Here is a 24,880-nt window from a genome sequence, read left to right on the forward strand (position 1 = left end):
AATACAGTTGTTTATTATTGGAGTGGGAGAGAATTATATGTCGATGTCGCTATATTATAAAAAAATCCGTGAGCAATTAGGCTGTGAACTAATTCTAATACCGAGTATAGCTGCTGTTATTAAAAATGAGCAAGGGAAAATCTTATTTCAATATCCTGGTGGAGAATACTGGAGTTTGCCAGCTGGAGCAATTGAACCTGGAGAAACTCCAGAAGAAGCAGTAATTCGGGAAGTATGGGAAGAAACAGGATTGAAAGTACAAGTAAAAAAACAAAAAGGGGTATTTGGAGGGGAAAGGTTCCGTCATATATATCCGAATGGCGATCAAGTAGAATATATTGTTGTTGTGTTTGAATGTGAAATTACTAGTGGAAAACTGAAATCGATAGATGGTGAATCTTTAAAACTACAATATTTCTCATTTTCTGAAAAGCCTCCTTTAGCACTACCATACCCGGATAATATATTTTTATAGATGTAAAATAGCACACCTTATTTATTGAAGATGTGCTATTTATATAACCCAGTGGTATACATTTCTGTCAATGTATATATTATCTCTTCCAACTCTAGATTGTTATCATTTTTCACAATCGTCCAAAGAAACATCTCATTCATCGCAAACCAAGCACGTGCTACAATTTCTTTATTTAATTCAGGCTGTGCTAATCCACTTTCTTGAGAGTATGTAATATCCTGCGTAATATTGTTTATAAAGCGTTCCCGTATCTCGTCCCATTTTTGACGTATTTCTTTTGATAATCCAATCGCTTCTTGTACTACTTGTAAAATAGCTCGTTCTTTCTTTGCTAGTTGTAGAAATGCTCTAACTTGATTTTGAATCATTTTATGTGCTTCCTCTTTTGTTTGAGGCGAAAAGGAGCGCTCAGCAATATCATAAAATTGATTCATAACATCTTCCATTAAACTAATTAGGAGATTATCTTTGTTTTTGAAGTATACATATGCTGTACCATATCCGGTTTCTGCATGTTTAATAATTTGTGTAATTGTCGTTTTTTGAAATCCGTTACGTATAAAAATAGTGTAACCAGAGTGTAATAGTTTCTTCTTCGTTTCTAAGGAGCGGTGTTTTCTTGATGAAAGGGTACTGTTTTTCAAAGAATCACCTCTTTATACTGAAATATCTGAAAATATAATTGTATTGTAAAAGAAGTTCATATATAAAGTCAACTGACATAATATCATTGACGTTGTATCAATTAAGGTGATATATTTCAATTAGTTAGAATAAAAAGAAAATTAAGAGAAGGTGACACCATGTATAAAGAACCATTTCAACCAACTTATGAGTATGCGCTTGAATGTGATAAACATGATGAACTGAAAGATTTTCAAACTGAATTCTATAAAAAAGAAGGTACTATATATTTAGATGGAAACTCATTAGGGCTACTTTCAAAAAGAGCAGAGAAATCATTACTTACGTTGCTAGATTCGTGGAAAGAGTATGGTATTGACGGCTGGACAGAAGGTGAGCATCCGTGGTTTTTCCTTTCAGAGAAATTAGGTAAACTTACAGCCCCTCTTATTGGAGCTTTACCGGAAGAAACTATTGTAACCGGTTCCACAACTGCGAATATACACCAAGTTATTGCGACGTTTTATGAGCCGAAAGGAATACGTACAAAAATACTTGCGGATGAATTGACTTTCCCATCAGATATTTATGCACTTCAAAGTCAAATTCGTTTAAAAGGATTAGATCCAGAGGAGCATTTAGTAAGAGTGAAAAGCCGAGATGGTAGAACACTTTCTGAAGAAGATATTATCCATGCGATGGAAGATGATATCGCTTTAATTTTATTACCTTCTGTTTTATATAGAAGTGGTCAAATTCTTGATATGAAAAGTTTAACAACGGAAGCTCATAAACGCGGCATTCACATTGGATTTGATTTATGCCATTCAATAGGATCTATTCCGCATCATTTCAAAGATTGGGATGTCGATTTTGCTGTTTGGTGCAATTATAAATATTTAAATGCAGGACCGGGTAGTGTTGCAGGCCTTTATGTAAATAGTAAACATTTTAATAGACTGCCAGGATTGTCTGGATGGTTTAGTTCTAGAAAAGATAAACAGTTTGATATGGAGCATATATTAACAGCTGCCGATCATGCAGGTGCTTATCAAATTGGTACACCGCACGTATTAAGTACAGCACCTTTAATTGGTTCTCTTGAAATGTTTAAAGATGCTGGTATTGAACGTTTACGCGAAAAATCTTTACATATTACAAGATATATGCTGAATTTAATTGATCACGAATTAAAAGATTTCGGATTTACAATTGGAAATCCATTAGAGGATGAAAAACGTGGCGGGCACATATATTTAGAACATGCAGAAGCAGCACGTATTTGTAAAGCGCTAAAAGCAAATGGAGTTATCCCTGATTTCCGAGCACCTAATGGAGTAAGACTGGCGCCGGTCGCTTTATATAACACATATGAAGAAGTGTGGAAATCTGTACAAATATTAAAGAAAATTATGAAAGAAGAAGAGTATAAACAGTTTGAAAATAAGCGAGAGGTTGTGGCATAAGCATGAAAACATCAGAGTGGATTGATATTTCACAACCGCTAAATAATGATATTGCAACGTGGCCAGGAGACACACCGTTCTCATATGAAGTTTCATGGTCAAAAGAAGAAAGTGGCTCGGTAAATGTTGGAAAGTTAACGATGAGTATTCATACAGGCACTCATATTGATGCACCATTTCATTTTGATAATGATGGAAAGAAAGTATTGGATTTAGATGTTCAAGTTTATGTTGGCCCAGCACGGATTATTGACGTTTCTAATCTTGAAAGCATCGGGAAAAAGGAATTAGAAAGCTTTCATTTAGAAGGTGTAGAACGATTATTATTACGTACATCTTCACATGGAAAAGCTGAAGAATTTCCAGATGTGATCCCTCATTTACGTGCAGACATAGCACCTTTTCTTTCGGAGAAAGGTATTCGTTTAATCGGAGTAGATGTCCCATCAGTTGATCCGCTAGATGATAAAGAATTAGCAGCGCATCATCAATTATTTAAACATGGAATTCATATTTTAGAAAATGTCGTACTAGATCATGTAGCAGACGGTGATTATGAATTGATTGCATTACCACTTGCATTAACTGATGCGGATGGAAGTCCAGTTCGAGCCGTTATTAGACCAATATAAGTAGAATCATATAAAAGGGGCGTTTGGCTAATATGAAAGAAAATGAAAAAGTAATTATGGAAAAAGGGATTCATACGGATTTTAAAGAGAATATGACGTATGGGGAATATTTACAATTAGATAGTTTACTATCTTCTCAAAAAAGATTATCAGACCATCATGATGAAATGTTATTTATCGTTATTCACCAAGCAAGTGAGCTTTGGATGAAGCTCATTTTACATGAGCTAAATGCGGCGATTGAATCTATTAAACAAGATAAATTACAACCAGCTTTTAAAATGTTAGCACGTGTATCAAAAATTCAGTCTCAAATTATTCAATCTTGGGATATTCTTGCGACATTAACACCATCAGAATATATTGAGTTTCGTGATTCACTCGGTCAAGCTTCAGGTTTTCAATCGTATCAATATCGTATGATTGAGTATGCACTTGGCTATAAAACGCCACATGCATTAAAAATTTATGAAAAGGATCCAGAATTACATGCACGACTTCATAAAGCGCTACATGCACCAAGTCTATATGATGTCGCGATTCAAGCATTAGTAAAAGAAGGATTCCCTATTCATAAAGATGTGTTAAACCGTGATATTACGCAGCCTTATGAAGAAGATGCAACAGTAGAAGCAGCATGGTTAGAAGTGTATGCGGATGTGAAAAAATATTGGAATTTATATCAGCTTGCTGAAAAATTGATTGATATTGAAGACTGGCTACAACAATGGCGTTTCCGTCATATGAAAACAGTAGAAAGAATTATTGGACATAAAATGGGGACAGGTGGATCCTCCGGTGTTTCTTATTTAAAGCGAGTACTTGATCAACAATTCTTCCCAGAGCTTTGGAATGTTCGTACGAAATTATAAAAATAAACCTGTCAGTTCATTATGGCTGACAGGTTTATTTTTATTTGAGCACAATTATGTTTAAAATGAAGGAACAAGATATAATAAATGGATTAACTATTTAAATGGAGGTAAAGTTTTTGGATTTCAAGCAACTAGAAAATAAATTCGAAAAGAAAAAAGTGAATACATTTCTTGTTTATCAAAAAGGACAATTAACAACTGAGTATTATAAAACACCCGAATGTGCAAATAACTTATATAAAATAAATTCGATTACAAAAAGTATCGTATCTTTATTAATTGGTATTGCAGTTGATAAGGGCTATATAAATGATATACATACACCGATCACAGAGTGGATTGAAAATGTACCTAGGGGAAAACATAATTTAACACTATATCACTTATTAACAATGACTACTGGTGAGGACTGGAAAGAGTTTGGGAATGGAGTAGTATTCCCAAATGACTTTGTAGAATCAGAGAACTGGGTACAGTACATATTAGAAAAGCCAATAATTGAAGAACCTGCTACAAAAATGAATTATAATTCAGGTTCTTCTCATTTACTGAGCTATATTATTCAAGAAGCTACTGGAATGTCGACAGAGCGGTTTGCAAAGAAATATTTATTTAATCCATTAGAAATTAACGAATACGAGTGGCAACAAGATCCGCAGGGTATATATGTCGGCGGCTTCGGTATGAAAATGAAATCTACCGATTTATTAAAATTAGGAAAATTATGTTTGCAAAATGGATATTGGGATGAAAAAGAAATTGTATCAGCGAAATGGTTAGAAGAGTCAAGTAGGGCGCATTTTGAAACATATGAACATGTCGGCGCATATGGATATCACTGGTGGGTATTACATACCGAAAGATTTCACATACCGTATTGTATATATTTCGCTATGGGATACGGCGGACAATACATCGTTATCATTCCTCAGTTAGAAGTAGTAGCTATTATAAGTAGTCATATGCCAAAACGTGGGCTCGTTCCATTAAAACTATTTATTGAGCATGTACAGGGAAATTCTAATTATATATAAGAAAAGGAGGGAATGTATGAAGGATGAAAAAATTTTATCTTTATTTAGATTCTGTTTAAGTCTTCTAGTATGTAGCGCCATTATTACGCAATTCATAATCAGGGCACAAGTGAAACCGTTCAATCCAGTTAACTTTTTTAGTTTCTTTACTATCGAAAGTAACATTTTAGTTGCATGTATTCTCCTTTTAAGTAGTATCGGAACAGCTACATTTGGTCGCTCAGAGCAGTTTAGTATACTTCGTGGTGCGGCGACGGTATATATACTTACGACAGGACTCGTTTATTTTTTGTTACTAAGAGGGTTAGAAGAGTCACTTCAAACGGCAATACCATGGGTAAATACTGTGCTACATTATATCATGCCGATTACAATGCTTTTAGATTGGATTTTAAATCCACCTATTAAGAAAATCACTTGGAAACAAGCTGCAAGTTGGCTTTTATTCCCGTTTTTTTACGTTGTATATAGCTTAATACGTGGTCCAATCGTGAATTGGTATCCATATCCGTTTTTAGATCCGAGAATAGGTGGATATGGTAAAGTACTTTTATACAGTATAGGGATAGCAGTTGTAATTGGCTCTATTTGTATATTGGTAAGATTTTTAGGGAATCGAAACTTTAGAAAAGAATTTTAGAAATGCAAGAACCCCACTGTGTCTGTTTTTAACAGTGGGGGTTTCACTTTATCCAGCTATTTGTCGGGCTGCCCGTAAAAGTCCGATTGGTGAGGGCTGATGATTAGTGGGAGATGAACAAAACCCCCACTGATTAAGGTTTCACTTTATCTACTCGTCTTCTGAAACGACAACTTTATAAATTTCTCCGTCTTCGTTTCAAATTCTACATCAACAAAAACACCGTATTCTTTTCCGTTCTCACGTAACCACAATTTAAATTTTTCAACAGTTATTTGAACTGTTTTTGGTTTTCTACCTATATGAAGATAGTCAATAATTTCTGCTTTTGGGTATTGTTCTTTCGTCTTTTCTACGGCAAGTTTACCCCATTTGGCATACGGCGGCTGCGCATGAACAATTGATAAGCCTGTATATATATTTGAACATGTTGTTAGGAACAGAATGACAAGTGCGACACGTTTTAACAATTTTTTCATGATGAACTCCTTTTATCCTTTTTTATATTGTTTACATATTTTTTCAACGATATTAGTTTGGATTTTTTTGTCTTCTTTACATAAAAGCGAGGCTTTTACAAAACATAACCAAGAAATCATTTCCGTAATTAAGGAGGGAAAATTATGCGCCAAAAAGCTATTTTTAAAATAGCAGTTTTACTTGCGTTCATAGGACTGTCTTTAATGGTCAGTAGTATACAATTAAAGAATGTAGAAGCTTTTTCTAATCAAGTTATTCAAAGAGGAGCATCTGGCGAAGATGTCATTGAACTGCAATCTCGTTTGAAATATAACGGGTTTTATACGGGAAAAGTGGATGGTGTTTTCGGATGGGGTACATATTGGGCACTTCGGAATTTTCAAGAGAAATTCGGATTACCCGTTGATGGTTTAGCTGGAGCTAAAACGAAGCAAATGCTCGTGAAGGCAACGAAGTATGACAAGTCAACTGCTAATAAAGGGACGACAACGAATAAAGGAAATAGCGGTGGCACTGCACAAGAGAATAAACCACCTCAAAATAAAGGGACAAATGTTCCGAACGGTTATTCTCAAAATGATATTCAGCTTATGGCAAACGCAGTATACGGAGAATCGCGTGGTGAACCGTATTTAGGACAAGTTGCAGTAGCTGCCGTTATTTTGAATCGTGTTACAAGTGCGTCATTCCCAAATACTGTTTCAGGTGTAATCTTTGAACCTAGAGCATTTACAGCGGTAGCCGATGGACAAATATATTTAACGCCAAATGAAACAGCAAAAAAAGCAGTTTTAGATGCGATTAACGGATGGGATCCAACAGGAAATGCTTTATATTATTTCAATCCAGATACTGCGACTAGTAAATGGATTTGGACTCGTCCACAAATTAAAAAAATCGGTAAACATATTTTCTGTAAATAGAGCGGAGGTGGGACAATGTTACGAGGTATTATCATTGTATTATTAACAGTCGGTGTAGTAGGAACAGGCTATTGGGGCTATAAAGAGCACCAAGAGAAAAATGCAGTTTTAATTCGAGCGGAAAATAGCTATCAACGTGCATTCCATGATTTAGCATACGAAGTCGATTTATTACACGATAAAATTGGCACAACACTTGCGATGAATTCACGATCATCTTTATCACCTGCATTAGCTGATGTATGGCGTTTAACATCTGAAGCTCGCTCGGATGTAGGGCAACTTCCTTTAACATTAATGCCATTTAATAAAACGGAAGAATTTTTAGCGAATATCGGTGATTTCAGTTACCGTGCAGCCATTCGTGATTTAGAAAAAGAGCCGTTAAATGAGCAAGAATATAAAACGCTACAAACTTTATATTCAAATGCAGGAAATATACAAGATGAACTAAGAAAAGTACAACATCTTGTTTTGAAAAATAATTTACGCTGGATGGATGTAGAAATGGCACTTGCATCAAATCGCGATCCAGCAGATAACACAATTATTGATGGATTGAAAACTGTAGAGAAAAACGTAACATCATATTCTTCTACAAACTTCGGACCGATCTTTACAAGTGCGCAAAAAAATAAAAAAGGCGGATTTGAAGCGGAAGGAAAGGCAATTTCTAAAGATGAAGCGGCGAAAATCGCAAAATCGTTTCTGAATTTAAAAGGAAATGAAAAAGTAGATGTTGAGAAAAGCGGAAAAGGTGCGAAAGAATCCTTCTATAGTGTGAAAATTAAAGATGAAGCAACGAATAATGAGTTCTATATGGATATTACCGGAAAAGGCGGATATCCAATTTGGGTTATGAATAACCGCGAAATTAAAGAACAGAAAGTTAGTTTAAACGATGCAGGTAGTAAAGGTTTGAAATTTTTAAAGGACCATAAGTTTAATAATATGGAGCTTTATGATAGCTCTCAATATGATAATGTTGGTGTATTTACGTATGTAGTAAATGAAAATGGAGTACGAATTTATCCAGAAGCAATCCAAATGAAAATTGCTTTAGATGATGGTTCTATCGTTGGGTTCTCCGCAAAAGAATATTTAGCGTCACATCAAAAGCGAACAGTTCCATCGGCAAAGCTAACTGCAGCAGAAGCAAGAAAGAAAATCAATCCGGATGTAAAAGTCATGGAAGAACGTAAAGCTTTAGTAGTCAATGATTTGCATAATGAAGTGCTTTGCTATGAATTTGTAGGCACTTTAGGAAAAGATACGTACCAAATATTCATTAATGCTAATAGCGGGGCCGAGGAAAAGGTAAAGAAAATGCAAGCTGTTGAAAAAATTTATGATTAAACCTTAATAGTGAAGTGGTGAAAATAATGAAAACTCTAATATATATATTGATGCTTTGCTTCGTTATAACTGGATGCAGTATTGGAAAAAAAGACAATCCAAACGAAAAGCCGGAACAAAAAAATGTTTCAATGAAAAATGTTAATTATACGAATAAATCAAATAAGCCAAATGAAAAAGCAGCAGATCATTTAGCATCTTTAGCAGCAAGTGTGCCAGGTGTGAATGATGCAACGGCGGTCGTTGTGGGAAAATATGCTATTGTAGGTATTGATGTAAAAGCAAAACTTGATCGAACTCGAGTTGAATCAATTAAATACTCTGTTGCAGAAAGTTTAAAAAATGACCCTGACGGTGCTAATGCAGTCGTTGTAGCAGATGTTGATACGTATGAACGGCTCAAACAAATCGGAAAGCAAATTAAAAAAGGAAAAACAGGTGAAGGTATACTAGATGAATTAGCCGCTATTGTGGGCCGAGTAATGCCACAAGTTCCAAATGATATGATAGAAAATAGAGAAACGAATCCAATTAAAGATAATGATAAACAATTACCAAAAGATGAAGAACAAGAGTTAAGAAAAGAACAGGATGATCAATCAAATAATCATTTGAATAAATGAAATTAGCCTCGTACTTAATTGTACGAGGTTTTTAAATACAATATTAAATATTCAGTTTATTTTTAAGGAAAAATATGGTTTAATTATGATGGGAGGGACAACTGTTATGATGAAAAAAAGCGCATGTATATTGTTTAGTTTATGCTTAGGTTTCAGTATGAAAGCGTGTGAACAGAGAAAAGAAGTGAAAAATCAAACAGCAACTTCTTCTACTGTGATGGAAAGGCAACAGAAAGAGTCTATCAATATAAATCATTTTTCGAGTATAAATGAAGGGATGACTTATACAGAAGTGAAAGATTTAATTGGTTTTGAAGGAGATTTACTTATAGAAGAAGGGATAGAACATTCTACACAAATTAAACAAATTTTTGCTTGGAAAGGAAACAATCCAAATTCATTTGTTGAAATTACCTTTTTAGATGGAAGAGTGCATTCAAAAGCACAGCAAGGTATAAGTTAATAAGCTAAAAAATGGGAGAGTTTAGCATGAACATACACACAGGGGAAATTCAATTAGTTCCGTATAAGGAGAAATATAAAGAAGTTATACAAACATTTACTTTACCAAGTGAACAAGTTCAGTTTACATCAGATCCAAGCGCATTACTGGAGAAAGCAAAAAGTGATCGTACAAAAAATGTGATTGTTATTTTAGATTACAATGGGGTACCGGTGGGTCTTTTCGCATTGGAAACGGGAGATAGAGTAAAGGAGTTCACAGATAATGAGGATGCTTTACTTTTAACATCATTTTCTATAAATCACAATAGACAAAGAAAAGGATTCACTAAAAAGTCATTGTTATTATTAGAAGAGTTTGTAAAACGTTATTTTCCAATAAAAAATGAAGTTGTACTTGCTGTGAATGAAAGAAATATTCCTGCACAAAATTTATATGCAAAAGTCGGCTTCCAAGATAAAGGTTTTAGAAGAATGGGACCAATAGGCCAACAAATAATAATGCATTTGTCTATAATGAAATAATGAGATAGAAAACTTACTCTTGAATATTCATGTAGTAGGTTTTTTTATTTTAATAATATACAATATATGTATATGAAATGAAATAGAAATGAAGGATATAAAAAATAAATCAAGATAGAAAATGGAATATCGTTGGGGGAAGAGTGATTAAAACTGGGATTGCAGTTTTTCTTACAGTGTTAGTTTGTGAATTTTTTAATATCTCAACTTGGAGTTATAAAAATGATTTAAAAGATTATAAACCAAATCATTATCATCACCATTTTTCAAGTGAGTATATTATTTTATTTGAGGTATTATCTATTCATGATATGTTAGAAGAATTAAAACAAATATCCGAGAAATATGAGTGGGGAAATCGATTCAATTGATAAGTTCATTTTATTGTGGGGGGAATAGTATGACACTTTATATTGCATTACTAAGAGGAATCAATGTCGGTGGACATAAAGTAATCAAAATGGCTGAGTTAAAACGAGTGTTTGAATCAATAGGGTTAAAACAAGTGAAAACGTATATACAAAGTGGTAATATCGTGTTCGAATCTGAGGAAGATATAAACTTTCTAAAAGACCGAATACAAACGGAAATAAAAAATGAATTTGATTTCGATGTTCCAGTCATGCTAAGAACACATGATGAATTTATAAATATTATTAAGCAATGTCCGTATGAAGTTCATTCATTGTTAGAAGGAGAAAGTGTTCATGTTGCTTTTTTAGCTAATGTACTTTCTGAAGAAGAGAGTAGTCAATTGCTTATATTTAAAAGTGAACTTGAAGATTGCTATATAGATGAGAAGGTCGTTTATTTATTTTTTAAAAATAGCATTCGAAATTCTAAATTAATGAACCAGTTTCAGAAGTTACATACACCAGCTACAGTTAGGAATTGGCGGACTGTGAATAAATTAAAAGCAATTGTAGAGAGTATGTAAATATAAAAAGATGAGGTTTTCTACATGTAGAAAACCTCATCTTTTTACTTATATTGTTTTGCAACTACGAGTTCGACAATAGGATAAATAAAGAAGGAAGAGCAAATTGCGATGAACAGAGGGAGGTTTTTTACTCCATCTAAATTAGCCCCCATAGAAAATCCTTCAGAGAAGATTAATATAAGGAACATTACAATTACAAGCACAAAATATGCAATTTTAAAGCTTTTATATGTAATTTGTTGTCCCATTTCATCTTGACTTTCTTCTGATACACCGTGGGGATCTCCCCAAGTAATGTAATTAATTAAATTACTAAGTATTAACGAAATAGCAAAAATCGTACCGCCCAAAATAGAACCTTCAGTTATGTATTTATATGTGCCATGTACTAGTATTGCAATTAATGCTAAAACAATGATTATAAAAATAGTTTTTTTAGTATTCAATAAATAATTGCCCCCTTGATTGTAAAAAACTCTTTACAAATATAAGTATAAAATTGGAAAAGTATCATGTCAAATACTTTTTACACGAAATATGTAAGTATGTAATATTTTAGTTCTATGATAAATAAAAAATTACAATACATTTGAATGTAAAAGAATGGGCTCGCATATATTTGGAAGGGATGTCAGATTAATTTAGGGGGTAGTTATGTCTATACTTTTAAAAGCTGGTGCAGATGCAGGAAACAACGGTTTGAAGTTAATGGTGAAAGGGCAAGACCCTATTTTTATTCCGAGTATTTATTCTTTATATATAGGTGAGCCTACAGGACTCTTAGATGAGGTAGATGTTTCATTATCTGAATTAGAAAACCACATTGATGTGACTATAAGTTCGCCATCGTTAATGCTAAATAATGTACGATACATCGTTGGAGAAAAAGTCATTCAAGATCAATTAAAAGGTACTGAGGTAGAGAAGAAATCAAATAAGTCAACGGATGAGTTAATGGTTATTACAATACTATCAGGTTTGGCGGTAAGCGCTATGCGTCAAAGTCCAACTTCTAGCCATATTAATATTCGTTATGATTTATCTGTCGCTCTTCCTATGCAGCTTATTACACAAGAAATAGCTGCTGAAAATGCAAAACGTTATATGGGAAATCATAAGGTTATTTTCCATTATCCGAACGGACGCGATGTGACAATTAATGTTTCAATTGAGTATTGTAAATGCCTGCCTGAGGGTGCTTCTGGGACGTGGGGCATTGTATACGATGAAGAAGGAAATGTTGTGAAACATAAAATAGAATGTGAGCAAAATCAAGTTTCTGAAATTGATTTTGTAGATAAAACTCTACTCTCTTTTGATATTGGCGCAGGGACGACAGAAGAAGTCGTTTCATTAGGGGTGAATTTCCGTCCGCAACTAAGTAAAGGTTTATCTTATGGTGTAAAAGAGACGTTACTACAAATCATTACGAGATGGAACCGGAAGTATCCAACTAAAACGATTGATAGCATTACAGAATTCAATCAAATTTATTTAAATGATAAGCATCCGAGAAATACATTATTAGTTGAGGAATCACAGCCAGCGCTATTAGGTTTAGCAGCGCGTGTTGCAACAGATATTATAAATAAAATTGATGATATGAAAGACGATCCATACGTGTTTATTTATGGCGGGGGTGCAGTAATTATTAAAAACAGTTTAAAAATGATTTTAAAGCAAAAAGGACGACTCAAAAATGTAATCTTTGTAGATAATCCGTTATTTACAAATGCACGAGGATTATTAGTCTATACTTGTTCGCCAAAATATAGAGAGCATAAGCAAAAAGAGTTAGGATTTACAAACTTAACGATAAGTTAGTTGGTGGAAGTATGCGATCTAGGCGATATAAACGTGGTGATCGAGTAAAAATCAATATTCATAAATCGGTATCACCTGAAATGCTTGCGTGGCTGAATAAACAATCAAATCCAACTAATTTCTTCTTCTTTGCTGCGCAGCAACTATTCAAACAAGTAGGAGATATTGACGTTTCTAAAGCTTTACCAAGCAGCCATGTTTTCTCATTATATGTGGAGCCTTCATCCTTATTAAAAGTCGAAGTAAACCCTTTTAAAAACATGACACTAGACACAAATACATCCACTGAAAATGCAAAAAAAAAATTATGGGAATCTGTTGATCAATTAGATTGTCCATTTTTTTAAACATAGAAAAATATAAGAAGTCCCCATCACTATACATACGAATACAGTGATGGGGTTTTGTTTGTAAATGAAAGGGGCACAATACAATTTGTGACCCTTCCATTAGTTATTTATCTAAATTTTAGATGTATGTTTAGAAACAGCATTAATTATGCTTTCCCAGTCATCTGGATGGTTTTCATGGCCTGCCCCTTTAAGGGTTAATAGTACTGAGTTTGGAATTTCATCAATTAGTGCGAGGCCATGTTCAAATGGTAGTGCTGTATCGTCTGTTCCGTGAATAACTAATGTAGGTGCTTGTATGGATTGAAGTACACCTTCATATGCATCATCACCTTGAAGTAAAGCGTGATTAAACATACTTAATAAATTGTTTGCGCGTTCTATTTCTTGTTTTACTTGTTTATAAACTCTATTTTCATCAAATATTCGTTCTGATCCACATAATAGACGAGATCCTGAAACTAAATACTCTGCCACATCATTTTTATTTGCCCAATCTATACTTGTGCCATTTACATGATGTGTTAAAATCCTTTCGTCCATTGGAGGTAAATCGCGAGTATTGTCATCAGATCCTATTACACTAGTCGCTAGTAAAGTTAGCGTCAAAATTCTTTCGGGATGTTTTACAGCGGCAATTTGAGCAATCATACCACCTAATGACATGCCAAATAGGTGAGCTTTATCAATATGATAAGCATCTAGTACTCCAATTGCATCTTCAGCCATATCTGTTACTGTGTAATTGGAAGTTCTAGGTTCATAGGCAACAGAGCGTCCAACATCACGGTTATCAAAGCGAATAACAAACTTCCCCGTACTAGCCAACAGCTCACAAAACTCTTCATCCCAATAAACCATGGAACATGTAGCGCCCATAATTAATAAAATAGCAGGGTTCTTAGGGTTTCCAAAGCTTTCTGTACATATATCAATTCCGTTTATTTTAAACATCTTTTCACTCATATAGTTAGCCCCATTTCTTTTGAATTTGATCAATAAAACAGTTTTGGATGATTCTAAGATGTGTGTAAGATTCGTGGTAGAATTCATCCCGCTATTTGCTGGGCAGTAAGAGTCCCATCTTAAAATTCAGGGAAAGTAAAGAAGTTGGGAGGGGACCAACTTCCCGAAAAAGCCCGATTGGCGAGGGTTGATTAAAGTTTCACTTTATAATGCTTCTTGCATAATTACCCCCAAAAATAATTATATGTTAATTCAAGGCAAAAAATTTTGAGAAATAATTGTATGTTATTAAAATAAACAGCAAGGAGGAGAGGAAATGAAAGCAATTATTATTGATCAATATGGTCTTGTTGAAGAATTAAAAGAAAGACAAGTTTTAAAACCGGTTGTTCAGAATAACGAAAAAGCTCAACAATAAATAATATCCCATACTATACATTTTCATTTTCGAGTATTATTTATTGTTAGCTATTGTGATATTACTTCTAACAAATACTGTTTCGTATTGTATCGTGTAATTTTTCTAATCCAATTTCCATATCTTTCTCGTTTAACATTGAATAGCTAATTCTTAATTGGTTATCATTTGTTTCGTAATTTAATAGACAAGCTGTTCCTGGTAAAAAAGAGACATCTACTTCATTTGCTTTTTGTAATAAGGTAAAGGGATCTATCGAATCAGGTAGTGTCACCCATAAATTAAAACCTCCATTTGGTATTTCAAAGTGTAGTTCTTTTAATGGCGATAATATATCGATTGTTAAATCACGTCTCATTTGTAAAGCTGTACGTAATTTTTCTAAATGGTTTTTCATACGTTCTGCACGTAAAAACGGTAGAAGTGCCTTCTGTGTTAATAAAGGACTACCGATATCCATTGAACCTTTTACTGCATATAGCCATTCAAAAATAGGACCATCGGCAATAAGTGCCGCGATACGCAGTCCTGGTGCTAACGTTTTACTAAATCCTTTTATATATATTACGTGGCCATCCTTATCAAAACTTTTGATTGGGGGCGGGATTATAGCATCCTCAAAATATATTTCTCCGAAAGAATCATCTTCAATAATAAAAAATTGATATAACTCCGATAGTTCTATAAGTTCCATTCTTCGTTCTTTACTCATTACTGTACCTGTCGGATTCTGGAAGGTGGGATTCGTATACAATAAAACGGGATTTTTACTTTGACAAATATCATCAATTAAGTCGGAGCGAACTCCATGATTATCAAGAGAAACGGGAATGATTTGAACACCTTTATTGATGAAAATATCAAGCGCAGCACTGTAACATGGACTTTCTACTAATACAATATCTCCAGGTTTTAATAATGTTTGAGCAATTAAATCAATTCCTTGTTGTGCGCCGCTTGTAATTAATAATTGAGATGGGTCTGTCACTAATTTCTGGTGTTCATTTAAGTAATTTGCTATTTCAACTCGCAATTCATAATCGCCTTGAACTGGCCCATAAGTTGCTAACAACATCGGATTTTTATCCAGCAATTTATGCATTTCATCTGCCAAAAATGGATTTGGTAACAGACGAGGATACAGAATTGCTTGTGAAAAATTATAATATTTACGGTGCTTATTCATTGCATATTGAGAACGCATAACATTAATCGTTTTCATTTGTTGCCATTTATACGGAATTGGTTTGAAATCTTTCTTTACCCGTTTATATATGTAAGCACCTTTTCCTTGTTCGATGCGTATATACCCTTTCGTTTCTAACTGTTTATACGCTTTACGAACTGTTAATACATTGATTTGTAAATCTGTGGCCATACAACGTAAAGAAGGAAGAGATTCACCATGTGAAAGCATACCACTTTGTATTCTGTCAACAATTTGCATATATATTTGCTTGTAATACGGTATGTTTGTTTCTTTACGCAATACAATTTTCATAGGTTCACCTATTTTTCTTTTTAACTTAATTAAAGCGAAAAATATATAGGGAATCAACTACAACTTGAAGTAACTGTTATATGTACCGATACACTGTTATACACCATAGCCTCTATACTCATTCTAAGAGTAAAAAGGAGGAAGCAAAATGGTCATTTTTAATTACATTTTAGTATGTATTATTTTCGGGACAACATTTTTAACGATAAAAATTGGAATTGAAGCAGGGGCGCCACCGTTGTTTTCAGCAGGAATTCGCTTCTTTTTAGCGGGCATAATCCTTATGATTATTTTTAAATTAAAGCGAAAAGAAATTATGCCACATATATTTTCAAAACGCATTATGTATGCTGGATTTTGTTTAACATTTATGACATTCGCAAGTTTATATTGGTCAGAACAATATATTTCTTCGGGATTAGCTGCTGTTCTTTCTGCTACGGGACCAATGATGATTTTATTAATACAAGCAAAGAGGAATAGGGAGAAATTACAAAAGGAACAACTCGTTGCTTTAGTTATTGCACTAGCAGGTGTTATATTTGTTTCTTTACCAGGAATGCATCAACAAGTAAGTTTCATATGGAGTATTGCTTGTATTGTGTTAGTTATAGGGGAGTTATTTTACGGAATAGGCTCTATTCGTTCGAAAGAAATACTGTCAGATTTATCAAATGTATCACCATTTCTTATTAACGGTATTCAAATGTTTTATGGAGGGATTTTACTACTAATCGCATCTATTATTGTAGAACAACCAAATGTAACCGTATTAACTTCATGGAGTGTGCAATGGCCTATTTTATATCTCATATTTATCGGATCGATTGGTGGACACGGATTATATTACTGGCTCTTATCAAAAACAAATCCAGTATTTCCATCGACGTGGTTATATGTATCACCATTAATTGCAATAATTGTGGGATATATCATTTTAGGAGAACCTTTAAATCCTACAATGGGAATGGGGGCTTGTCTTATATTGATTGGTGTATTTTTGGCCAATCGTTCAACACTACGGACTTATTTCAAAAAAGGGCGGTTATTAGAGAAGGAGATGTAGTTTAATAAAGCAATAGCCCTGTATATTACAGGACTGACAAAATCAAAAACACAGTTGGAAAAATAACCAACTGTGTTTTTGATAATTAATTCACTTTTTTAATAAAGCCTTTATAATGACGTTTTACAAGCTGGCTTTCTAACGTCTTCATAGTTTCTAGTGCTACACCGACAATGATAAGTAAGCTTGTACCACCAATTTGAGCAGAAGGTGGTAACGTAGCAATTTTCGTGAATATGAGCGGTAATATAGAAATAGCACCTAAGAAAATTGCACCGATAAATGTTAAACGGTATAGAATTTTAGTTACATATTGTTCAGTTGCTTTACCAGGACGAATACCAGGAACATATCCATTTTGCTTTTTCAAATTCTCAGCCATTTGTTCAGGATTTACTTGAATAAATGCGTAGAAGTATGTGAAAGCAACAATAAGACCGACATAAAGTGTCATTCCAATTGGATGTGCGAAATCAAGATTTGCAACTAACCATTTTGATACGCTTGAATCAGGGAAGAGCTGCGCAATTGTACGCGGCGTCATTAAAAATGCAGAAGCAAAGATAACTGGTATAACACCAGCACTATTTACTTTAAGCGGTAAATGAGTGTTTTTTGCTCCTTGATATTGATTGTTTCCTGAAACAGCTTTTGCATATTGGATCGGTATTTTACGTACAGCTTGTTGAATGTAAATAACACCAACAACTATCGCTAAAATTACGAGTCCAATTAAAACAATTTTTATTATGTGCATAAATAGCTGATCGCCAGCATTTTGGAATTGTTGTAAATAAATTTGATTTGCAACATTTGGAATGGCGGCAACGAGACCTGCGAAGATAATCATCGAAATACCATTACCAACTCCGTTAGCGGTAATTTGTTCGCCTAACCAAAGTAAAAATGCAGTACCTGCAGTTAAAACTGTCGCAATAAATAAGTATGTAGTCCAGCTTTGATCTGTTATTAATTGTCCACCTGCTATATTATTAAAGCCATAAGACATTCCGATGGCCTGTATGAATGCGAGAATGATTGTAAAGTATCGAGTGAATTGAGCTGATTTCTTACGGCCCATTTCTCCTTGCTTTGCCCATTCCGAAAATTTAGGTATAACATCCATTTGTAGTAACTGTACTATGATGGAAGCTGTAATATATGGTGTAATACCTACAGCAAAGATTGAGAAGTGTTGCAATGCTCCTCCGCCAAATACGTTTAACATACCTAGAACGTTAGCTTGATCTTGTACTTTTAATACCTCTGCGTTAGTATGAGGAACTGGAATAAACGTGCCAATTCGAAAAACGATTAACATCGCTAGTGTAAAAAGGATTTTCCTTCTTATCTCAGCTACTCTCATGAAATTTGAAATCGTACGAAACATTATGTCGCCTCCTATATTTTTATCAGTAAAAAACTGATTATTATACCCTATGAAGTAACCACAAACCTCCTTCCGCACTAAATTCATTTGACAAATGGATTTTCATACACTTTGTAGTTTTCACGGATATAAAAATATAAGGTGTTATATAAGCGACCTATACACTTCACGTAATCATTCAATACCCATAATATATCGAATAAATTAACAAATGTACATACATACGCATTAAAAATGAATAAATAGGGTCATTTTTTACATTTATTTAATGATAAATTGATAGGACATTATACTGGTAAATGCGCTTCGTATATTCCTTTAATCAATTAAAATCCTCTACCTTTTTATTTTCTTACAATTAATATATCGATTTAAAAAGAATTTAAAATCAAATAAAAGTATGAAAGTACATACTACTTTAGTAGTAGTAATAGTAATCAATTGTATTTCAATTAAAATTCATGTGATTAGAGGATTCTTTTTATTTAAGAAGGAATAAATATTTAAAGAAAGCTAAATAAACAGTGTACATATTTATAGGGGAGAAGATGTAAATGAAAGTTTTTATAAAAAAATTTCCACCATTAGAAGTAGCATATATAAGACGAACTGGTAGCTACTTTGAACCACAAGATCACTGGGGAAAGTTACTGAATTGGTCAATTGAAAATAAACTTTATCCACCAGAGCAATCATTTATCGGAATATCATTAGATAATCCTGAACTTGTTGCAAGTCATAAGTGCCGGCATGATGCATGTGTTACGATTCCTGAAAACTTCGATAAAGAAAAGCATCATGATGTGCAATTTAAAAGATTAGATGGAGGTACATATGGTCTATACCAGTTCTATGATGAACCTCATAAATTAAGTGAAGCGTATCAATACATGTATGCAGAGTGGCTACCAAATAGTGAGTATGATGCAGATTATGATAGAGATAATTTAGAGTTTTGCTTAAATAATGTTGCTGAAGATCTAGACGGAAAGTTAAAGGTTAATTTATTTGTGCCAATTAAAAAGATATAAAAAAACAAATAATTTCATTTGTAGCTTTAAAATGAAATTGGAATAGTAGTGAAAGAAAAACTTTTTTTGAAGATAATATTTCTAGCGTAGGAATTTAAGTATGTAGGTTGCAATGAAAGGAGAATCCACATGGATACATTTGTAAATGACAAGTTTTATGAAACGAGAGATCAATTAGTTGAGGAAATTAATTTGTTGAGTGATGCTCAATTTAATAGGAAACCAGATAAGGATAAATGGAGTATTGCACAAGTTTGTCATCATTTAGTTTTATTAGATGAGAGAGTTATAACAGTTATTTCATCAGGATTAAAAAAGTTAGATAGTACCCAAAATGAGCGTAAAGAAATTCACACTATTTTATTAGATAGAACGAAAAAGTTTATAGCTCCAGAAATGATTGAACCAAGTATAGAACCATTTGAAGTGGAGCAAATGCTCAATATGCTAAACGAATCAAGAAAAGAATTGATGCGTTTCCTGAGTACAATAGAAGATGAGTCTATATTAGCGAAAAAAGCAGTGATGCATCCAGCTCTTGGAGAATTATCCCTTGATCAGTGGATAGAACTGATTTATTTACATGAACAGCGTCATATTTCACAAATAAAAGAGATAAAATTGCTTTGTGAAATTGAAAAGTAAAAATCATTCCCTATTTATTGATGCGTATTATAAACAGGGAAAACGGTTGATTCATATTGACTCAGAAGAAAACAAAAATAGAATGAAATTAGTTGAAAGTAACCAATAAGCTTAAGAAAATATAAAACTATCCGATTTTCTGTATAAGTGTAACCCCGTCTTAAATGAAGAGCGGGGTTATTTTTTTGGAAGTATTTTCATTGAGAAGGAAATACTTCGACAATGAAATTCAAAAAAATAATCATCATAACATATTTTATATGCGAATTTTAGTAAATTGAAATAATGATTTTATGATGATGAATGATATGTCCTTATTTTGAAAGTACTCTTCACACGCTTAAGGAAGGGGTATTCTGTCAGGAAACGATAAAATACAATTCTGTTAGGGGATGTATGCAATTTATTCTCTTTATTTTGCAACAGAACCACCTTCAAAATTATCTTTTGTAGTTGAAGTTTCCTGAATAATAAGTTACATTTTTAAAGTTCAAGCAACTTTATGAAAGTACAAAAAGGGGAGAAATATTATTATTATGCAAAAAATGAAATGGAAGAACTATGTATGTTACTTTGTAATTCTATTACTGCTTGGAACAGCAGTAATAGTCAAACCACCTATCTCTAAGGCTGAGGAATCTGAAGTTAATATCACATTGTTAGGTACTGCAGATATTCATGGTAGATTTATGCCTTGGGATTATGCGCTTGATGGAGCAAATATGAGTGGAAGTTTGACGCAGCTTTATACGGTTATAAAGAAGGTCCGTCAAGAAAATCCCAATACCATATTAGTAGATGCTGGGGATACAATTCAAGGAAACTCAGTAGAATTATTCAACGATAAACCACAATCGCCAATGATGGTAGCGATGAATACAATGGGATATGACGCCTGGGCATTTGGAAATCATGAATTCAATTTTGGATTAGATACATTGAAAAAAGTTAGTGAGCAATATAAGGGAAAAACGTTAGCAGGAAATATTTATAAGGAAAATGGAGAGCGCTTTCTTCCTGCATATACAATTGTAGAAAAAGGTGGAATTAAAGTTGGGATTATTGGTATGAATACACCAATGATTAGTGATTTTGAAAAAGGGACAGATCACTTAGATGGTTTAGTGGTGAAAAATCCGGTAGAAGAGACGAAAAAGGCAATTAAGGAATTAGAAGGTAAAGTAGATGTAATGGTAGGAGTTATGCATATGGGATTAGAAAATGAGAATGGTATCCCTGGTACTGGTGTTCAAGATATTGCAAATGCTTGTCCGGAACTAAGCGCTATTTTTGCGGCTCATATGCATAAACTTGTAAAAAAAGAAGTTGTAAATGGCGTAATTATTACAGAACCAGATAAATATGGAACACATATTTCACGTATTGACCTTACTTTTACAAAGCAAGATGGGAAATTGGTTTTAAAAGATAAAACTGCTACCGCTATACCTGTAAAAAATGCTGATGGAACAACGATATTATCTGATCCTACACTTGAAGAAACATTAACACCTTTTCACGAATATGCGAGAGGAGATGCAAATGTTGTAGTCGCTCAATTAAAGGGGAGAAATCTTGTTCCTGAAAATGAAATAAAAGGTATTCCAAGTGTTCAGATTCAAGAAACACCTTTATCAGATTTCTTTCATGAAGTCATGCTCTACTACAGTAAAGCGGATGTAGTAGCCCATCAAATTGATAATGATTATGCCCGTTTGGATATAGGTCCTATTAAGAAAAAAGATATTGCGTACAATTACCAATATGCCTTGGGAGAAATTACAGTATATAAGATTTCTGGAAAAGATTTAAAAGACTATATGGAATGGGCAGCAGGATATTTTAACTCATCTCGTGCCGGAGATGTAACCGTTAGCTTTGATAAAACCCGCCGTGCATCTAAATACAGTACGAACGATTTCTTTGGAGGCGTAAAATACGAAATTGACTTAACAAAACCATATGGAAGTAGAATTACAAATTTACGCTCTATTCGTACAAACAAACCAATCAAAACGAGCGATGTTATGACGCTGGGAATGAATGCATATAGAATGGAGGCTCTTCAGGCAAAAGGGGGAGCTTTAGAGGGGCGTAAGTTTGAACAAATTTGGTCATCTAAACAAGAGAATGCATTTGGAGAAACTGGTGGAACCATTCGTAACCTTGCTATTACATATTTAAAAGAGGTAAAGAACGGTGTATACACACCAAAAGTTATGCGTAATTGGAAAATTACTGGTGTAGATTTACATTCTTCAGAGCATAAGGCTGTAGTTGATCTTGTGAATAAAGGGATTTTAGAAATTCCAAAAACAGAAGACGGAAAATACACAAATATAGCATCTATAAATACGAAAGACTCAATTTCAAAAGAAGAAATTGTAGCACTCGCACAAAAAGCAAATATTAATCCAAATGAGTTTAATCATGCAAAGACAAAAGGTGAATTTTATAAAAAACTTAATAGGATTACTAAAAAAATATAAATTATAAGGTTTCTTATAGTAATTGTTATTTTAATAGTATGAAACCCACTCTTACAATAGTAAAGAGTGGGTTTTTATGTTGTTATTTAGATGTAAGTATACTTTTATTAGAATGAATATAGATAATTAATAACTAACCAATTGGATGAGTGTCTATAAGGATTCTCTTTTATTCAAAATAATGTACATATGTGTTCCGTTCATTATTTATAATATTGACCACAATTTATGTAATTTTGCATAATGTTACATAAATTTCGTATTTTCTCTTTTTTCCGACAGGAATAGACAGTATACTTTGTACAAGCTTTCTATTTCAAAAATTATACGAGGTGAAATAATGAAAAACAAAAAGACATTAACTAAGGTAGCATTAACAACAGGATTAGCTTTAACAGCTGTGGCACCATATGGCGTAGGTCATGCAGAGGAAACAGATCAACTACAAGTTCAAATTCAAGAGGAATCGTTCCGTTCGGGTGAACTTACACAGCCGTCACAAAAGGCACCAGAAAATGTAGTAAAGGATGCACTTAAGGAGAAAACAGAGCAAGCTCTGTCCCAAAAACAAGTCAATGGAGAAGCAGGGGTAGATTATAAAGTCCTTCAAAAACGTGGTTCGTATGATGGAACTACACTTGTGCGTATGCAGCAAACATACGAAGGAAAAGAAGTATATGGCCATCAATTAACTGCACACGTAGATAATAAGGGTGTTATTAAAAGTGTTTCAGGTGATAGCGCGCAAAATTTAAAACAAGAAGAATTGAAAAAACCTATTAATCTATCAAAAGATGAAGCAAAGCAATTTATTTATACGAAGTACGGGAACGATATCAAGTTTATTTCTGAGCCAGAAGTTAAAGAGGTTATTTTTGTTGATGAAAATAATGGACAAGCTAAAAATGCATACCAAGTTACCTTTGAAGCTGCAACACCAACCTATGTTTCTGGTACTTATTTAATAAATGCACAAAATGGTGATATGTTAAAAAATATGGTACAAGAATCTAACTTAAAAGCCAGTGACAAACTAGTTGGAGCTTTAAAGAAAAGTAAACAAAGCAGTCTTACATCATTAACTGGAACAGGAAAAGATGATTTAGGTATTTCTCGTTCATTTGGTATCTCTAAACAAAGTAATGGCAAATATGCTCTTGCTGATTATACAAGAGGGCAAGGAATTGAAACATATGATGTGAATTACAGAGATATTACTAAAGAAGAAAGCTATTATCCTGGTACATTAGCGACTAGTACTTCGGCAACATTTAACGATTCAAAAGCAGTAAGTGCTCATTACTTAGCAACAAAAGTATTTGATTTTTATAAAGATAAATACAAGCGTAATAGCTTTGATAATAAAGGACAAAAAGTAGTTTCAGTTGTACACGCTTGGGATTCTGAAGAGACGAATGATCCGAAAAATTGGCAGAATGCATTAAGTGCTAATAATGGAAGTATGCTTGTATATGGCGATCCTATCGTTAAAGCATATGACGTAGCTGGACATGAATTTACACATGCTGTTACTTCTAGCGAATCTAATCTTGAATATTACGGAGAATCCGGTGCGATTAATGAGGCATTATCTGATATTATGGGAACATCTATTGAGAAATACGTAAATAATGGAAACTTTAACTGGACAATGGGAGAACAAACAGGATCTGTTTTCCGTGATATGGAAAACCCAGCTTCTGTTCCATCTTCACTAGGAGTACCTTATCCAGATGATTACAGTGAATTTAACGATTTTAATGGATGGGATCAAGGCGGTGTTCATTTTAATTCAAGTATTATTAATAAAGTTGCGTATCTCATTGCGAAAGGTGGAACTCATAACGGAGTAACTGTTAAAGGAATTGGTGAAGATAAAATGTTTGATATTTTCTATTATGCAAATACAGATGAGTTAAACATGACTTCTAATTTCAAAGAATTGAAATCAGCATGTATTCGAGTGGCAACTAATAAATATGGTGCGAATACAGCTGAAGTTCAAGCAGTTCAAAAAGCATTTGATGCAGCAAAAATTAAGTAATTTAGAAATATAGTTATCATTCATATATTAATACATTATGAAAAAACAGCTAATATCATTTTAAGGATATTAGCTGTTTTTTTCGTAATGTATTGTTG

General features: G+C 33.5%; 25 protein-coding genes. 19 read left to right on the forward strand and 6 right to left on the reverse strand.

Features of this window, described 5'->3' with window-relative positions; genetic code table 11:
• Positions 1-37: 37 nt before the first annotated feature.
• Positions 38-475, forward strand: a complete 438-nt coding sequence (locus ACTFR8_RS00990; protein ID WP_000062913.1) for an NUDIX hydrolase — start codon at positions 38-40, stop codon at positions 473-475.
• A gap of 35 nt (positions 476-510) precedes the next feature.
• Here ACTFR8_RS00990 and ACTFR8_RS00995 read toward each other — a convergent pair whose 3' ends face one another.
• Positions 511-1,122, reverse strand: a complete 612-nt coding sequence (locus tag ACTFR8_RS00995; RefSeq protein WP_000798555.1) for a TetR/AcrR family transcriptional regulator — start codon at positions 1,120-1,122, stop codon at positions 511-513.
• 159 nt (positions 1,123-1,281) lie between these two features.
• Between ACTFR8_RS00995 and kynU the strand changes: the two genes are divergently transcribed.
• The 5 genes from kynU (at position 1,282) to ACTFR8_RS01020 (ending at position 5,749) form a co-directional block, all read left to right on the forward strand.
• Positions 1,282-2,568 (forward strand): kynureninase, encoded by a 1,287-nt coding sequence (gene kynU / locus ACTFR8_RS01000; protein WP_098292947.1) that lies wholly within the window; start codon positions 1,282-1,284, stop codon positions 2,566-2,568.
• 2 nt (positions 2,569-2,570) lie between these two features.
• A complete protein-coding gene (gene kynB / locus ACTFR8_RS01005; protein WP_000858061.1) occupies positions 2,571-3,200 on the forward strand; it encodes an arylformamidase in 630 nt (209 codons plus the stop codon).
• Between the two features lie 32 nt (positions 3,201-3,232).
• Positions 3,233-4,072, forward strand: coding sequence for a tryptophan 2,3-dioxygenase (gene kynA / locus ACTFR8_RS01010; protein ID WP_000661957.1), 840 nt, complete (start codon positions 3,233-3,235; stop codon positions 4,070-4,072).
• Between the two features lie 119 nt (positions 4,073-4,191).
• Complete coding sequence (locus ACTFR8_RS01015; protein WP_000346263.1) at positions 4,192-5,109, forward strand: serine hydrolase domain-containing protein; 918 nt, start codon at positions 4,192-4,194, stop codon at positions 5,107-5,109.
• Between the two features lie 16 nt (positions 5,110-5,125).
• Positions 5,126-5,749 carry a Pr6Pr family membrane protein gene (locus tag ACTFR8_RS01020; RefSeq protein WP_000650953.1) on the forward strand — a complete coding sequence of 208 codons (624 nt, stop codon included), beginning with the start codon at positions 5,126-5,128 and terminating at the stop codon, positions 5,747-5,749.
• Positions 5,750-5,895: 146 nt separating this feature from the next.
• On the opposite strand, the gene ACTFR8_RS01025 is transcribed toward ACTFR8_RS01020, so the two are convergent.
• Positions 5,896-6,228, reverse strand: a complete 333-nt coding sequence (locus tag ACTFR8_RS01025; protein WP_000734900.1) for a DUF3889 domain-containing protein — start codon at positions 6,226-6,228, stop codon at positions 5,896-5,898.
• A gap of 144 nt (positions 6,229-6,372) precedes the next feature.
• On the opposite strand from ACTFR8_RS01025, the gene sleB reads away from it, so the two are divergent.
• The 6 genes from sleB to ACTFR8_RS01055 all read left to right on the forward strand — a co-directional run bounded on the left by sleB (position 6,373) and on the right by ACTFR8_RS01055 (position 11,055).
• Positions 6,373-7,152: a spore cortex-lytic enzyme gene (gene sleB, locus ACTFR8_RS01030; protein ID WP_001249053.1), complete on the forward strand. Its 780-nt coding sequence runs from the start codon at positions 6,373-6,375 to the stop codon at positions 7,150-7,152.
• Between the two features lie 15 nt (positions 7,153-7,167).
• Positions 7,168-8,508 (forward strand): germination protein YpeB, encoded by a 1,341-nt coding sequence (gene ypeB, locus ACTFR8_RS01035; RefSeq protein ID WP_252210020.1) that lies wholly within the window; start codon positions 7,168-7,170, stop codon positions 8,506-8,508.
• Positions 8,509-8,534: 26 nt separating this feature from the next.
• Positions 8,535-9,131 carry a YhcN/YlaJ family sporulation lipoprotein gene (locus ACTFR8_RS01040; RefSeq protein WP_000854053.1) on the forward strand — a complete coding sequence of 199 codons (597 nt, stop codon included), beginning with the start codon at positions 8,535-8,537 and terminating at the stop codon, positions 9,129-9,131.
• 106 nt (positions 9,132-9,237) lie between these two features.
• On the forward strand, positions 9,238-9,594 hold the full coding sequence (locus tag ACTFR8_RS01045) for a hypothetical protein (RefSeq protein WP_252210019.1): 357 nt from the start codon (positions 9,238-9,240) through the stop codon (positions 9,592-9,594).
• Between the two features lie 11 nt (positions 9,595-9,605).
• Positions 9,606-10,118, forward strand: a complete 513-nt coding sequence (locus tag ACTFR8_RS01050) for a GNAT family N-acetyltransferase (RefSeq protein ID WP_252210018.1) — start codon at positions 9,606-9,608, stop codon at positions 10,116-10,118.
• 400 nt (positions 10,119-10,518) lie between these two features.
• Positions 10,519-11,055 (forward strand): DUF1697 domain-containing protein, encoded by a 537-nt coding sequence (locus tag ACTFR8_RS01055; protein WP_000177396.1) that lies wholly within the window; start codon positions 10,519-10,521, stop codon positions 11,053-11,055.
• A gap of 44 nt (positions 11,056-11,099) precedes the next feature.
• On the opposite strand, the gene ACTFR8_RS01060 is transcribed toward ACTFR8_RS01055, so the two are convergent.
• Positions 11,100-11,504, reverse strand: coding sequence for a hypothetical protein (locus ACTFR8_RS01060; RefSeq protein ID WP_001093143.1), 405 nt, complete (start codon positions 11,502-11,504; stop codon positions 11,100-11,102).
• Between the two features lie 208 nt (positions 11,505-11,712).
• Between ACTFR8_RS01060 and ACTFR8_RS01065 the strand changes: the two genes are divergently transcribed.
• A complete protein-coding gene (locus ACTFR8_RS01065) occupies positions 11,713-12,882 on the forward strand; it encodes a ParM/StbA family protein (protein WP_000025622.1) in 1,170 nt (389 codons plus the stop codon).
• A gap of 11 nt (positions 12,883-12,893) precedes the next feature.
• Positions 12,894-13,229: a hypothetical protein gene (locus ACTFR8_RS01070; RefSeq protein WP_001257760.1), complete on the forward strand. Its 336-nt coding sequence runs from the start codon at positions 12,894-12,896 to the stop codon at positions 13,227-13,229.
• A 114-nt stretch (positions 13,230-13,343) separates the two neighbouring features.
• On the opposite strand, the gene ACTFR8_RS01075 is transcribed toward ACTFR8_RS01070, so the two are convergent.
• Positions 13,344-14,198: an alpha/beta fold hydrolase gene (locus ACTFR8_RS01075; protein ID WP_001291319.1), complete on the reverse strand. Its 855-nt coding sequence runs from the start codon at positions 14,196-14,198 to the stop codon at positions 13,344-13,346.
• 485 nt (positions 14,199-14,683) lie between these two features.
• Positions 14,684-16,117: a MocR-like pyridoxine biosynthesis transcription factor PdxR gene (gene pdxR / locus ACTFR8_RS01080; RefSeq protein WP_000706791.1), complete on the reverse strand. Its 1,434-nt coding sequence runs from the start codon at positions 16,115-16,117 to the stop codon at positions 14,684-14,686.
• Positions 16,118-16,265: 148 nt separating this feature from the next.
• Between pdxR and ACTFR8_RS01085 the strand changes: the two genes are divergently transcribed.
• Positions 16,266-17,183, forward strand: coding sequence for a DMT family transporter (locus ACTFR8_RS01085; protein ID WP_000234333.1), 918 nt, complete (start codon positions 16,266-16,268; stop codon positions 17,181-17,183).
• 85 nt (positions 17,184-17,268) lie between these two features.
• On the opposite strand, the gene secY is transcribed toward ACTFR8_RS01085, so the two are convergent.
• Positions 17,269-18,573, reverse strand: coding sequence for a preprotein translocase subunit SecY (secY, locus tag ACTFR8_RS01090; protein ID WP_000490133.1), 1,305 nt, complete (start codon positions 18,571-18,573; stop codon positions 17,269-17,271).
• 554 nt (positions 18,574-19,127) lie between these two features.
• On the opposite strand from secY, the gene ACTFR8_RS01095 reads away from it, so the two are divergent.
• From ACTFR8_RS01095 to ACTFR8_RS01110, 4 genes are all read left to right on the forward strand, one after another.
• Positions 19,128-19,604, forward strand: a complete 477-nt coding sequence (locus tag ACTFR8_RS01095) for an AraC family transcriptional regulator (protein ID WP_000862353.1) — start codon at positions 19,128-19,130, stop codon at positions 19,602-19,604.
• Between the two features lie 129 nt (positions 19,605-19,733).
• Positions 19,734-20,249, forward strand: a complete 516-nt coding sequence (locus tag ACTFR8_RS01100; RefSeq protein ID WP_000379370.1) for a DinB family protein — start codon at positions 19,734-19,736, stop codon at positions 20,247-20,249.
• A gap of 536 nt (positions 20,250-20,785) precedes the next feature.
• Positions 20,786-22,738 carry a bifunctional metallophosphatase/5'-nucleotidase gene (locus ACTFR8_RS01105; protein WP_001171078.1) on the forward strand — a complete coding sequence of 651 codons (1,953 nt, stop codon included), beginning with the start codon at positions 20,786-20,788 and terminating at the stop codon, positions 22,736-22,738.
• A 340-nt stretch (positions 22,739-23,078) separates the two neighbouring features.
• Positions 23,079-24,782, forward strand: coding sequence for a M4 family metallopeptidase (locus ACTFR8_RS01110; protein WP_000791445.1), 1,704 nt, complete (start codon positions 23,079-23,081; stop codon positions 24,780-24,782).
• The last annotated feature ends 98 nt before the right edge of the window (positions 24,783-24,880 follow it).

It is taken from the genome of Bacillus cereus group sp. MYBK15-3 (genome assembly GCF_051916765.1).
Lineage (GTDB): Bacteria > Bacillota > Bacilli > Bacillales > Bacillaceae_G > Bacillus_A > Bacillus_A cereus.

Excerpts from the sequence above, each read along its gene's own strand:
- ACTFR8_RS00990 (WP_000062913.1), top strand. The coding sequence starts at position 38 with ATGTCGATGTCGCTATATTATAAAAAAATCCGTGAGCAATTAGGCTGT.
- kynU (WP_098292947.1), top strand. The coding sequence starts at position 1,282 with ATGTATAAAGAACCATTTCAACCAACTTATGAGTATGCGCTTGAATGT.
- kynB (WP_000858061.1), top strand. The coding sequence starts at position 2,571 with ATGAAAACATCAGAGTGGATTGATATTTCACAACCGCTAAATAATGAT.
- kynA (WP_000661957.1), top strand. The coding sequence starts at position 3,233 with ATGAAAGAAAATGAAAAAGTAATTATGGAAAAAGGGATTCATACGGAT.
- ACTFR8_RS01020 (WP_000650953.1), top strand. The coding sequence starts at position 5,126 with ATGAAGGATGAAAAAATTTTATCTTTATTTAGATTCTGTTTAAGTCTT.
- ACTFR8_RS01025 (WP_000734900.1), bottom strand. The coding sequence starts at position 6,228 with ATGAAAAAATTGTTAAAACGTGTCGCACTTGTCATTCTGTTCCTAACA.
- sleB (WP_001249053.1), top strand. The coding sequence starts at position 6,373 with ATGCGCCAAAAAGCTATTTTTAAAATAGCAGTTTTACTTGCGTTCATA.
- ypeB (WP_252210020.1), top strand. The coding sequence starts at position 7,168 with ATGTTACGAGGTATTATCATTGTATTATTAACAGTCGGTGTAGTAGGA.
- ACTFR8_RS01040 (WP_000854053.1), top strand. The coding sequence starts at position 8,535 with ATGAAAACTCTAATATATATATTGATGCTTTGCTTCGTTATAACTGGA.
- ACTFR8_RS01045 (WP_252210019.1), top strand. The coding sequence starts at position 9,238 with ATGATGAAAAAAAGCGCATGTATATTGTTTAGTTTATGCTTAGGTTTC.
- ACTFR8_RS01050 (WP_252210018.1), top strand. The coding sequence starts at position 9,606 with ATGGGAGAGTTTAGCATGAACATACACACAGGGGAAATTCAATTAGTT.
- ACTFR8_RS01055 (WP_000177396.1), top strand. The coding sequence starts at position 10,519 with ATGACACTTTATATTGCATTACTAAGAGGAATCAATGTCGGTGGACAT.
- ACTFR8_RS01065 (WP_000025622.1), top strand. The coding sequence starts at position 11,713 with ATGTCTATACTTTTAAAAGCTGGTGCAGATGCAGGAAACAACGGTTTG.
- ACTFR8_RS01070 (WP_001257760.1), top strand. The coding sequence starts at position 12,894 with ATGCGATCTAGGCGATATAAACGTGGTGATCGAGTAAAAATCAATATT.
- ACTFR8_RS01075 (WP_001291319.1), bottom strand. The coding sequence starts at position 14,198 with ATGAGTGAAAAGATGTTTAAAATAAACGGAATTGATATATGTACAGAA.
- pdxR (WP_000706791.1), bottom strand. The coding sequence starts at position 16,117 with ATGAAAATTGTATTGCGTAAAGAAACAAACATACCGTATTACAAGCAA.
- ACTFR8_RS01085 (WP_000234333.1), top strand. The coding sequence starts at position 16,266 with ATGGTCATTTTTAATTACATTTTAGTATGTATTATTTTCGGGACAACA.
- secY (WP_000490133.1), bottom strand. The coding sequence starts at position 18,573 with ATGTTTCGTACGATTTCAAATTTCATGAGAGTAGCTGAGATAAGAAGG.
- ACTFR8_RS01095 (WP_000862353.1), top strand. The coding sequence starts at position 19,128 with ATGAAAGTTTTTATAAAAAAATTTCCACCATTAGAAGTAGCATATATA.
- ACTFR8_RS01100 (WP_000379370.1), top strand. The coding sequence starts at position 19,734 with ATGGATACATTTGTAAATGACAAGTTTTATGAAACGAGAGATCAATTA.
- ACTFR8_RS01105 (WP_001171078.1), top strand. The coding sequence starts at position 20,786 with ATGCAAAAAATGAAATGGAAGAACTATGTATGTTACTTTGTAATTCTA.
- ACTFR8_RS01110 (WP_000791445.1), top strand. The coding sequence starts at position 23,079 with ATGAAAAACAAAAAGACATTAACTAAGGTAGCATTAACAACAGGATTA.